Origin of the sequence: Streptomyces nanshensis (assembly GCF_001751255.1) — a bacterium.
In the GTDB taxonomy this organism is placed as follows: domain Bacteria; phylum Actinomycetota; class Actinomycetes; order Streptomycetales; family Streptomycetaceae; genus Streptomyces; species Streptomyces nanshensis_A.
On sequence record NZ_LJGW01000412.1, the window covers coordinates 1 to 11069 of the forward strand.

Annotated in this window: 12 protein-coding genes; 9 read left to right on the plus strand and 3 right to left on the minus strand. The window is 71.6% G+C overall.

From position 1 onward, the window contains the following. Positions 1–64: 64 nt before the first annotated feature. The gene (locus AN218_RS25745; protein WP_079132591.1) at positions 65–1180 is read right to left on the minus strand and encodes a DMT family transporter; all 1116 of its coding nucleotides are present in this window, start codon (positions 1178–1180) and stop codon (positions 65–67) included. 74 nt (positions 1181–1254) lie between these two features. Between AN218_RS25745 and AN218_RS25750 the strand changes: the two genes are divergently transcribed. Then, the gene (locus AN218_RS25750; RefSeq protein WP_070019362.1) at positions 1255–2160 is read left to right on the plus strand and encodes a LysR family transcriptional regulator; all 906 of its coding nucleotides are present in this window, start codon (positions 1255–1257) and stop codon (positions 2158–2160) included. A 107-nt stretch (positions 2161–2267) separates the two neighbouring features. Here AN218_RS25750 and AN218_RS25755 read toward each other — a convergent pair whose 3' ends face one another. Then, positions 2268–2708 carry a Rieske (2Fe-2S) protein gene (locus AN218_RS25755; protein WP_070019364.1) on the minus strand — a complete coding sequence of 147 codons (441 nt, stop codon included), beginning with the start codon at positions 2706–2708 and terminating at the stop codon, positions 2268–2270. A 244-nt stretch (positions 2709–2952) separates the two neighbouring features. On the opposite strand from AN218_RS25755, the gene AN218_RS25760 reads away from it, so the two are divergent. From AN218_RS25760 to AN218_RS25790, 7 genes are all read left to right on the plus strand, one after another. Next, positions 2953–3831 (plus strand): HipA family kinase, encoded by an 879-nt coding sequence (locus AN218_RS25760; protein WP_070019365.1) that lies wholly within the window; start codon positions 2953–2955, stop codon positions 3829–3831. A 5-nt stretch (positions 3832–3836) separates the two neighbouring features. Next, positions 3837–4235, plus strand: coding sequence for a DUF3037 domain-containing protein (locus AN218_RS25765; protein WP_070019379.1), 399 nt, complete (start codon positions 3837–3839; stop codon positions 4233–4235). Positions 4236–4410: 175 nt separating this feature from the next. Next, complete coding sequence (fabG, locus tag AN218_RS25770; RefSeq protein ID WP_070019367.1) at positions 4411–5172, plus strand: 3-oxoacyl-ACP reductase FabG; 762 nt, start codon at positions 4411–4413, stop codon at positions 5170–5172. Positions 5173–5189: 17 nt separating this feature from the next. Continuing rightward, positions 5190–5972 (plus strand): SDR family oxidoreductase, encoded by a 783-nt coding sequence (locus AN218_RS25775; protein WP_070019369.1) that lies wholly within the window; start codon positions 5190–5192, stop codon positions 5970–5972. Positions 5973–6279: 307 nt separating this feature from the next. After that, positions 6280–7872, plus strand: a complete 1593-nt coding sequence (locus AN218_RS25780; protein WP_070019371.1) for an ABC transporter substrate-binding protein — start codon at positions 6280–6282, stop codon at positions 7870–7872. A 107-nt stretch (positions 7873–7979) separates the two neighbouring features. Beyond that, positions 7980–8666 carry a uracil-DNA glycosylase gene (gene ung / locus AN218_RS25785; RefSeq protein ID WP_070019381.1) on the plus strand — a complete coding sequence of 229 codons (687 nt, stop codon included), beginning with the start codon at positions 7980–7982 and terminating at the stop codon, positions 8664–8666. A gap of 81 nt (positions 8667–8747) precedes the next feature. After that, entirely contained in the window at positions 8748–9224 is a 477-nt protein-coding gene (locus tag AN218_RS25790; protein WP_070019373.1) for a hypothetical protein, read from the plus strand. 37 nt (positions 9225–9261) lie between these two features. Here the strand turns inward: AN218_RS25790 and AN218_RS25795 are convergent, their stop codons facing one another. Next, complete coding sequence (locus tag AN218_RS25795; RefSeq protein ID WP_070019374.1) at positions 9262–9894, minus strand: TetR/AcrR family transcriptional regulator; 633 nt, start codon at positions 9892–9894, stop codon at positions 9262–9264. Positions 9895–10033: 139 nt separating this feature from the next. Between AN218_RS25795 and AN218_RS25800 the strand changes: the two genes are divergently transcribed. After that, positions 10034–11069, plus strand: a 1036-nt coding sequence (locus AN218_RS25800; RefSeq protein ID WP_420856015.1) for an FAD-dependent monooxygenase, incomplete at its 3' end; no start/stop codon positions are given.

The following is an 11069-nucleotide window of genomic DNA, read 5'->3' on the forward strand; positions in this document are numbered from 1 at the left end:
CCCGTCCGCGGCCCGGCGCTACGACTGAGGCGCTGGCGCGACCGAGCGGTCACGGCCGAGGCGGTTACGACCGGGGCGCCGCCGCGGTGTCGTCCGTACGGCCGCCGGCGCCGTCCGCGGCGCAAGTGCCGTGCGCCGTAGGGCCGTTCGCGGTCGTCTGGCGCTTGCGGCGCCGGGGCGCGGACTGGGTGAGCGCGGCGCCCAGCAGCACGATCAGCGCGCCCACGGGTGTGTTCCAGGTGAGGGGTTCGCCGAGCAGCGTCACGCCTGCCGCGGTGGCGATGACGGGTATGAAGTACGTGACCATCTGCCCGGTCGTCGGGCCCACTTCGGCCACCAGCCCGTACTGGATGAGGAAGGCCAGGCCCGTACCGAGCGCGCCCAGCGCCAGCACCGCCAGCACCGGCCCGGCCGGGAACGCCGCCGGCGCGGAGGTGAACAGCGCGGTGAGCACCAGCAGTTGGGCCGAGCCGAGCAGCAACTGCCCGCCCGACATGGACAGCGCCGAGTGCGGGCTGCCCGCGAGCGTGCGCCGTACGTAGAGCCAGCCGACCGCGTAACTGGCCGCCGCGCCCAGCGCCATCGCCGTACCGGCCGGGTCCTGGCCGGAGAAGCCGCGCCAGGCGCCCAGCACCACCAGCACACCGCCGAACCCGGTCGCCAGACCCGCCACCTTGCGCCGCCCCGGGCGGTCCTCGGAGAGGGCGACGAGGGAGAGAAGCATCCCGAAGAGGGGACTGGTGGCGTTGCAGATGCCCGCCAGGCTGGAGGAGACGGTCAACTCGGCGTAGGCGAAGAGCGAGTACGGGAGGGTGTTGAGGAAGAACGCCGAGACCGTGAGGTGGGCCCAGAGCCGCGGACGGCCGGGCAGCCGCTCCCGCTTGACCGCGAGCGCCGCCGCGAGCACCGCGGTCCCGAACACCATGCGGCCCAGGGCCACTTGGAGCGGCGCGAACGCCTGGGTGCCGAGCTTGATGAAGAGGAAGCTGAAGCCCCAGACGAGCGCCAGCGCGGCGAAGCGCACCCGCCAGTCGAGCAGCCGCCGCGCGGTCCGCGACGTGGTCCGCGGTGCGGCGGGAGGCGTGCTGCGCGACGTGGATCCCGGCGCCCTGCCGGACCGGACGCGGGAGAGGACGGGGGCGGCGGGCGGGATGCCCGAGGGGCGCGTGGAGGACGTCATGCGCTCCACGATCGCGATAGCCGCTCTTTAGCACAAGCGAGTATGTGTGGAAGTAAAGGCGTAGCATCGCTTACATGTTCAATCTGGAGCGGCTGCGGGTGCTGCACGAGATCTCGGTGCACGGCACGGTGGGCGGCGCCGCCGAGGCCCTGTACGTCACGACGTCCGCGATCTCCCAGCAGATGGCGAAGCTGGAACGGGAGACGGGGCAGCGGCTGCTGTCCAGAAGCGGCCGGGGCGTACGGCTCACGGACGCCGGACGGCTGCTGGCCGCGCACGCCGGAAAGGTGCTCTCGCTGCTGGAGGTCGCACAGTCGGACCTGGAGGCTCACCGGGGCGAGGCCGCGGGCGAGTTGCTGCTGAGCGCCTTCCCCACGGCGGCCCGCGGTCTCTTCCCCGCGGCCCTGAACCGGCTGCGGCACGAACACCCGCTGCTGCGCCCGCGGTTGACGGAGGCGGAGGCCGAAGTCGCGCTGCCGCGCCTGCTGCGCGGCGGCACGGATCTCGCGATCGTCCTGGACTGGCGGAACCGCACGCTGACGCTGCCCGCCGGGCTGTGCAGCACACCGCTGCTGGAGGACCCGGTCGACCTCGCCGTACCCGAGGGCCACCCGGTGGCGGGACGGCGCCGGGTGGAGCTGACCGAGGTCGCCGAGGAGGAGTGGATCTCCTGGCCCGAGGGGGAGTTCTGCCACGAGTGGCTGATGAGCACGCTGCGGGCCGAGGGCATCGAGCCCCGGCTGTCGCACACGGCGGCCGAACACCACACCCAACTGGTGCTGGTGGCCGCCGGGTTGGGCATCGCGGTGACCCCGCGGCTGGGGCGGGGCCCGGTGCCGCGGGGCGTGGCGCTCGTACCGGTGCACCACACCCTGCGGCGCCGCATCTACGCGGTCTGGCGGCAGGACGCCGACCGCAGGCCGTCGATCAGGGCGGCCGTCTCCGCGCTGGAGAAGGCCGCCCTGGAGGTCACGGGTTAGGGCGCGTCCGCGAACTCCCGCCCGGTGCAGGGGACTTGGCCGTACGCCCCGTACCGCCCGTACGGCGGCCGCGGAGCGGCGCGCAGGGAGCTGGCGTGCCCCGGCCCTCAGCTCTCGGCGAGGTGGATGTCGCCGTCCTTGACGGTGACCTTCGCCGGCGGCAGGGGCTTGGTCGCGGGACCGGCCTTGACGCTGCCGTCCGAGATGTCGAACTTGCTGCCGTGGCACGGGCAGAGGATGGTTCCGCCCTTGACCTCGGAGACGGCGCAGCCCTTGTGCGTGCACGTCGCGGAGAAGGCCTTGTACTCCGACCCGCTGGGACGGGTCACGACCACCTTCTGCTCCTTGAAGACCATGCCGCCGCCCTCGGGGACGTCCGAGGCCTTGCCCAACGTGCCCTTCGCGCCGCCCTCCTTGCTGCCGCCGTCGCCGCCGGCGTTCTCGTCGCCGCCTGACCCGCCGCCGGAGCCGCATGCGGCGAGTGTCACGGCGGCCGAGGCGGCGCCCGCGGCGGCGAGCACGGACCTGCGAGTGGTCGATGCTGTCATGGGGTCTTCCTGTTCTGTTGGGGGCTGCACATACTGCCTCTGCCCTGCGCATCCTGCACAGCGGCCCCTCGGCGGCGAAGACCTTTGTCAAGAATCGGCAATTGCTCCGGGAGCCCCTGTGAGAAGGTCACAGGTCGCTTACGATGGGCGACCGGCCGGGGAATGCGCGGAGTCGGGGCGGAGTTGAGAGCGCCCCGCGCGCGGACCGGCGGGGGACCCGCCGCGCGGCGGCTAACCTGGGCGGATGCTGCGCGAAGTCACCGCGACCCGCTACGTCACCCCGCTGCGGGAGGGCGGTTCGCTGCCCGGGATCGTCGAGGCGGACGATCTGGGCACGTACGTCATGAAGTTCACCGGCGCCGGGCAGGGCCGCAAGACCCTCGTGGCCGAAGTCCTCGCCGGGCTGCTGGCGCAGCGGCTCGGCCTGCGCGTCCCCGAACTCGTCCGCATCCGGCTCGATCCCGTGATCGGTCTGAGCGAGCCGGACGAGGAGGTTCAGGACCTGCTCAAGGCCAGCGGCGGACTCAACCTGGGCATGGACTACCTCCCCGGGTCCCTCGGTCTCGACCCGCTCGCCTTCACCGTGGACGCGGCCGAAGCCGGCCGTGTGGTGTGGTTCGACGCCCTGGTGGGCAACGTCGACCGGTCCTGGCGCAACCCCAACCTGCTGGTGTGGCACGGCGAGATGTGGCTCATCGACCACGGCGCCAGCTTGATCTGGCACCACAACTGGCCCTCCGCGCCCGCCTCCAGGGACAAGCCCTACGACGCGTCCGACCACGTCCTCGCCCCCTTCGCGCCCGATGTGGCCGCGGCCGGCGCCGAGTTGGCGCCGCTGGTGACCGAGGAACTGCTCGCCGAGTGCGCCGCCGCCGTCCCCGGCGAATGGCTGTTGGACGAGCCGGGCTTCGCGGATCCGGACGAGCTGCGCGCCGCGTACGTACGGACGTTGGCCGCCCGCGTCCCCGGGCTCGCCGAGCGCGTCGTACTCGGCGAACCGACCCGGGACGGCCCCTCCCGTGCACCGGGCTGGCTGACCGGCGCCCGTCCGCCCCGGCGGCGTAGCGATGCCGGCGGGCGGCCGGAGTGCGAGAGCGGGCAGGAGCGGGGTGTGCGCCGGTGAGCGCCGTGAGTGCCGAACAGCCCTGCCGGCGCGAGGTGTTCGAGTACGCCCTGCTGCGCGTGGTGCCGCGCGTCGAGCGCGGCGAGTCGATGAACGCGGGGGTGCTCGTCTACTGCCGCGCCCGCTCGCTCGTGATCGCCCGTACGCATCTGGACGAGGAGCGGCTGCGGGCGCTCGACCCCGGCGCGGACCTGGCGGGCGTACGGGCCGCGCTGCACGCGGCCGAGGGCGTCTGCGACGGCGGCAGCGCCGCCGGACAGGCCGCGGGCCAGGAACCGGGCAGCCGCTTCCGCTGGCTCGTCGCGCCGCGCAGCACGGTGGTGCAGCCGGGGCCGGTGCACACCGGGCTGACATGTGATCCCGAGGCCGAGGCCGAACGCCTGCTGGAGCTGCTGGTGCGGTGAATCTCACCTCCACGGGGACCCGTTGACAGCGCGTGGTGGGACTCATAGCGTCACGACAGCCACAGGTACTAAGCGGTTGCTCACCAACATCTGCTCACCAACATCGCCGGCGTCCCCGGAACCGACCGGACACCGGCACCGGCAGGTCCACCACTTCAGGGCGAGGAGAAACAGCATGTCCACCACCGACCAGCGCGTCGCGATCGTCACGGGTGCGGCGCGGGGCATCGGCGCGGCCACAGCGGTACGGCTCGCGGAGGAGGGCCGGGCCGTCGCGGTGCTCGACCTCGACGAGGCGGCCTGCGCCGAGACCGTGGAGAAGATCACCGCCGCGGGCGGGCGCGCGATCGCCGTGGGCTGCGACGTCTCCGACTCCGCCCAGGTGGAGAGCGCCGTGGCACGCGTCGTCGGTGAACTCGGGCCGCCCACCGTGCTCGTGAACAACGCGGGCGTGCTGCGGGACAACCTGCTGTTCAAGATGAGCGACGCGGACTGGGACACGGTGATGAACGTGCATCTGCGCGGCGCGTTCCTGATGTCCCGCGCCTGTCAGAAGCACATGGTCGACGCCGGCTTCGGCCGCATCGTGAACCTCTCCTCCTCCTCGGCCCTCGGCAACCGCGGCCAGGTCAACTACGCCGCCGCCAAGGCCGGGATGCAGGGCTTCACCAAGACCCTCGCCAAGGAGCTGGGCAAGTTCGGCATCACCGCCAACGCCGTCGCGCCCGGCTTCATCGTCACCGACATGACGGCCGCCACGGCCGAGCGCGTCGGCATGGGCTTCGAGGACTTCCAGGCCGCGGCCGCCTCGCAGATCCCCGTACAGCGCGTCGGCGAGCCCGGCGACATCGCCAACGCCATCGCGTTCTTCAGCGGTGAGCAGGCCGGGTTCGTCTCCGGCCAGGTCCTGTACGTGGCCGGCGGCCCGCTCAACTGACCGGAGGCACACGGAAGATGGCAGAGAACGACGCCGCGGCGCAGCCCGCGGCACCGGACAGCGGCGAGGTCGCCGTCGTCACCGGCGCCAGCCGGGGCATCGGCTACGGGGTCGCCGAGGCGCTCATCGCGCGCGGGCACCGGGTGTGCATCACCGGACGCAACGAGGACGCCCTGAAGGACGCCGTCGCCGCCCTCGGCCCGCAGCGCGCCATGTACGTCGCGGGCAAGGCGCACGACGAGGAGCACCGGCGCCGGGCCGTCGAGCAGGTCATGGAGACCTACGGGCGCATCGACCACCTCGTCAACAACGCGGGAACGAACCCGGTGTTCGGGCCCATCGCGGAACTCGACCTGGGTGTGGCCCGCAAGGTCTTCGAGACCAATGTGGTCTCCGCGCTCGGCTTCGCGCAGTCCACCTGGGCGGCGTGGCAGTGCGACCACGGCGGGACGATCGTCAACATCGCGTCCATCGCCGGAATGTCCGCCTCGCCCTTCATCGGCGCCTACGGCATGAGCAAGGCCGCGATGATCAATCTCACACAGCAGCTCGCGCATGAGTTCGCGCCGACGGTACGCGTCAACGCCGTCGCGCCCGCGGTGGTGAAGACCAAATTCGCCGCGGCGCTCTATGAGGGGCGCGAAGCCGACGCCGTCGCGCGATATCCGATGAACAGGCTCGGTCTGCCCTCGGACATCGGCGGTGCTGCGGCTTTCCTCACCTCACCGGATTCCGCGTGGATCACCGGGCAGACCCTCGTCGTCGACGGCGGACTGGAGCTCAACGCCGGCGTCGAGTAGCGATTTCCGCTCCGCTCGCGCGGCACCGATCGGGAATTCGGGTGCCGGTCCGTCGCCGGACCGGCACCCGCTGTCATCGGAATGCTCCGTCTCTCACCGGCAATTGACGAATGGTTGACCAGTGCATGTTCCGGTGGTCGGGTGCTGAGGTAGGGTCGCACTCGCCTCTCGGCCAGCGGGTCCGCGCACTTGCGCCGGCGTACCCCGTACGGCGGCGCGGAGAAACGCGACAGCATTGACCGGCCGAGGCAATTCCCTTTAGCAACTGCATCGGCAGCAGTGCCACCGCCGACTGAGGAGCGCGCAGGTGTTCGACCGGAACGGACCTCTGAGGATCACAGCGACCGTTGCGATAGCGACGTCGATGGTCGCCGGGTGCTCTTCGATGTCGGGGGACAGCGAGGACGAGAAGCTCCGCCAGATGGTCACGGGCACCACCAGCGCTCCCAGTACGCTCGATCCGGCGGCGGCCTGGGACGGTTCGTGGGAGCTGTACAAGAACGTCTACCAGACGCTGCTGTCCTTCCCGAGCAGCAGTTCCTCGCCGGAGCCGGACGCCGCCAAGCGCTGCGGGTTCACCGACACCGCGAGCCGCGTCTACCGCTGCACCCTGCGCGACGGGCTGAAGTTCTCCAACGGGAACGCGCTCGACTCCCGCGCGGTGAAGCACTCCATCGACCGCGTCATGACGATCAAGGCGAAGTCCGGGCCGCTCGGCCTGATGGGCAGCCTGGACCGGGTGGAGGCGCCCGACAAGCGCACCGTCGTCTTCCACTTGAAGAAGTCCGACGCCACCTTCCCCTTCATCCTGGCCACCCCGGCGACCGCGATCGTCGACCCGGAGAGCTATCCGGCCAAGAAGCTGCGCAAGGGCAACAAGATCGTCGGCTCCGGCCCTTACACCCTGAAGTCCTACAGCAAGGGCAAAAAGGCCGAACTGTCCCGGTACGAGGGCTATCACGGTCCCGCGAAGCCCAAGAACGACGTCGTCACCGTCGAGTACTTCCAGGACTCCGCGAAGATGGTGAAGGCGCTCAAGGAGAAGAAGATCGACGTCGCCTACCGCGGGCTGACCCCGGGGCAGGTGAGCGGTTTCCAAAAGGCACAGGCCAATGGGAACCAGGAGATCGAGCTGACCGAGCTCCTCGGCTCCGAGATCAGCTATCTCGTCTTCAACCCCAAGGACCGGATGGCCGGAAATCCGGCCGTGCGCAAGGCGATTGCCGAGCTGATCGACCGCAAGGCGCTCGTACGCAACGTCTACAACCGCACCACCGACCCGCTGTACTCGATGGTCCCGGGCGGCATCACCGGCCACACCTCCGCCTTCTACGACCGCTACGGCGAGCCGAGCAAGGATCAGGCCCGCAAGACCCTCAGCGAGGCCGGCATCGACAAGAAGGTGCCGCTCACGCTCTGGTACACCACCGACCGCTACGGCGACACGACCGGTGAGACCTTCGCCGAACTGAAGCGGCAGCTCAACAAGTCGGGCCTGTTCGACGTCACCGTCAAGGGCCGTCCCTGGTCGCAGTTCGTCGAGGGCTACAGCAAGGGCAAGTACCCGGTCTTCGGACGCGGTTGGTTCCCCGACTTCCCGGACGCGGACAACTACGTCGCGCCGTTCGTCGGCAAGAACAACGCGCTCGCCACCCCGTACGACAACGCGCAGATCACCGACGAACTGCTGCCGCAGTCGCGCAAGGAGAGCAACCGCGCGACCGCCAGCAAGAAGTTCACCACCGCCCAGAAGATCATCGCCAAGGACGCGCGGCTGCTGCCGCTGTGGCAGGGGCGGGTGTACGTCGCCTCGCTGAAGGACGTGGCCGGTGTGGAGTGGGTGATGGATCCCTCGACGCTGCCGCGGCTGTGGGAGCTGCACATGAAGTCGAGCTGGTAGACCGGCTCCGCTCCGGGACCGGGGCGGGGAGTGTCAGTGGCAGCCGGTACGTTCGTGACGGCAATGAAGGACGCGAAGCCGCCGCGGAGGTACGAGAGTTGAACGACATGCTGGGCACGCTGCCGGAGTCCTGGGAGCGCGCCCTCGGCGAGGAGACCGGCAAGCCCTACTTCAAGGAGCTTGCCGAGTTCGTCGAGCAGGAGCGGGAGCGCGGTCCGGTCTACCCGCCGCGCGAGGAGGTCTTCGCCGCCCTGCACGCCACGCCGTACGAGCGGGTGAAGGTGCTGATCCTCGGCCAGGATCCGTACCACGGCGAGGGCCAGGGCCACGGCCTGTGCTTCTCCGTACGGCCCGGTGTGCGCACCCCGCCGTCGCTGCGCAACATCTACAAGGAGATGCGCGAGGATCTCGGCCATCCCGTCCCCGACACCGGCTATCTGATGCCGTGGGCCGAGCAGGGCGTGCTGCTGCTCAACGCGGTGCTGACGGTACGGGCCGGAGAGGCCAACTCGCACAAGGGCAAGGGCTGGGAGACATTCACGGACGCGGTGATCCGTGCCGTCTCCGAACGGGAGACGCCCGCGGTCTTCGTGCTGTGGGGCAACTACGCGAAGAAGAAGCTGCCCCTGATCGACACCGCGCGCCACACGGTCATACAGGGAGCGCACCCCTCGCCGCTGTCGGCGAAGAAGTTCTTCGGCTCGCGTCCCTTCAGCCAGATCGACGAGGCGGTCGCCGCCGCCGGTCACGCACCCGTCGACTGGCGCATCCCCGGGAGCGGCGCACGCGCCTGAGCGCCATTGTCGGTGCCTGCCGCTAGCGTCGTCGGTGCAGGTGACAGCCGCACCCGGTGCGCCCGGTGGAGGAGGTGTTCCGTGACGGAGCAGCAGCAGGAGACGTCCCCGGACGGGCTGGTGGTCCGCATCGGCCAGGCGATCATGCTCCACCGGGCGGGCGACCGCGAGGAGGCCCGGCACCGGCTGGCGCTGCTGTGGTCCGAGACGACCGGCGAGGGCGACCTCTTCCACCGCTGCACCATCGCGCACTACATGGCGGACACCCAGGACGACCCGGGCGCCGAGCTGGAGTGGGATCTGCGTGCGCTGGCCGCGGCGGACGCCCTCACCGAGGAGAAGGTGGAGTGGGGAGAGCACTCGCTCGCGGTGCGCTCCCTGTATCCCTCGCTGTATCTCAACCTCGCCGCGGACCACGCCAAGCTGGGGGAGAGCGGCGCCGCCCGGCGTGAACTGCGCCGCGCCAAGGGCGCGTTGGCCTCGCTGGCCGACGACGAGTACGGGGCGGGGATCCGGGCCGCCGTGGGACGCCTGGAGAGCCGGCTCGGCCCGGCCTGACCCCGCCCCTGACGCCTGACCAGACGAGGCGACCGGCTCAGCGGCCGCCGCGCCCCGGCGGAGCGGACGGGGAGCCGAGCATGCCGTCGAGCAACTCCCGCAGCCCCGCCCGCAGTTCGTCCCTGCCCGGCACCTCGGACGCGTACGAACCCGCCGTGCAACTGAAGAGGATCCCGTCGCACCACGCGACGAGCGAGAGCGTGTGCCGCTCCGGATGGGCCGACCCGGCGCTGCGGAGCATCGCCGTCAGCGGCTCACGGAAGGCGCTGGTGCCGGTCTGCACATAGACCTCGCGCAGTTCGGGACGCCGGGTGGTCTCCAGCGCCAGTTCGTAGCGGGCGACGAGCAGCGACCGGTCCTGCGACAGATAGCGGTGCAGTGCCAGCGCGAGGCCGTCCGCCAGTTCGGCGGTGCTCTCGCCGCGCGGCATCTCCGCCGGGGAGAGCACCTGCGCCTCCCGAACGGCCAGGCGCCGCACGGCCGTTCCGATCAGCGCGGCCCGGGTGCGGGCGAGGTTCGAGGTGGAGCCCTGCGGCAGGCCCGCCGCCTCGTCCACGGCCCGGTGCGTGAGCGAGCGCAGTCCGCCCTCGGCGAGGAGCCGGATCGCGGCGTCCGCGATCCGTTCGGCACGGGCTGCGGACACGGCGGGAGAGGAACGGGGGGCGCTCATGCCGGCAAATGTACGTCGGAAGAGCCCCGCCATGGGCTCCACTACGGGCGTAGTAAACTACAGGCGTAGTGCGACGGGATGCGGTGCTGTACGTGCCTGCGCCCCGGCGCCGGTCCACCGGGATCGAGAAGGAGACGCCATGTCCGCTCAACGCTCCAGCGCCCTCGTCATCGGCGCCGGCATCGGCGGCCTCACCGCCGCCGTCGCGCTCCACCGGCAGGGCCACCGGGTCACCGTCCTGGAGAGGGCGCCGTCCCTCGAAGCCGTCGGCGCGGGCCTCGGCCTGACGCCCAACTGCCTTCGCGCACTGGACATGATCGGCCTCGGCGACACCGTGCGGTCGATGCGCGCGTGGCACTCCGAAGGCGGACTGCGCACCCCCTCGGGCCGGTGGCTCTGCCGTACCAGCCAGGACGCCGCCGAGAAGCGCTTCGGCGGTCCGGTCGTCCCGCTGCACCGCGCCACCCTCATCTCGCTGCTGCACTCGTCGCTGCCCGACGGCACCGTCCGCACCGACGCGGCGGCCGAGATCGCCGACCCCGGCGGACCGCACGGCCCCGCACGCGTGCGCAGCCGCCCTGCCCCGGATCCGGCCGGTGCGCAGCCGCGGGACGCGCAGCCGTGGGACGAGTGGGAGGCGGAGCTGGTCGTGGCCGCCGACGGCGTCCACTCGCCCGCCCGTTCGGTGCTCTTCCCCGGCAGCCCCGGTCCCGTCTACGCCGGCTTCACCGCCTGGCGGCTGGTCATCCCCGCGCCCGAGGTGGCGTACGTACCGCATGAGACGTGGGGCCGGGGCGCCCTGTGGGGGACCCAGCCGCTGCACGACGGCAGGATCTACGCCTACGCCGCGGCGGCCGCCCCCGAGGGACAGCACGCGCCCGACGGTGAACTGGCCGAGCTGCGGCGCCGGTTCGCCGGCTGGCACGACCCGGTGCCGGCCATCCTGGAGGCCGCCGCACCGGGCGCGGTGCTGCGCAACGACGTCCTCCAGGCCGTCCATCCGCTGCCCGCTTACCACCGGGGCCGGGTGGCGCTGCTCGGCGACGCCGCGCACGCGATGGCGCCGACGCTCGGGCAGGGCGGCAACCAGGCCGTCGAGGACGCGGTCGTGCTCGCCCATCACGCCGCTCCGGGCGCGGACGTCGCCGAGGCGCCGGCCGCCTACACGCGGGACC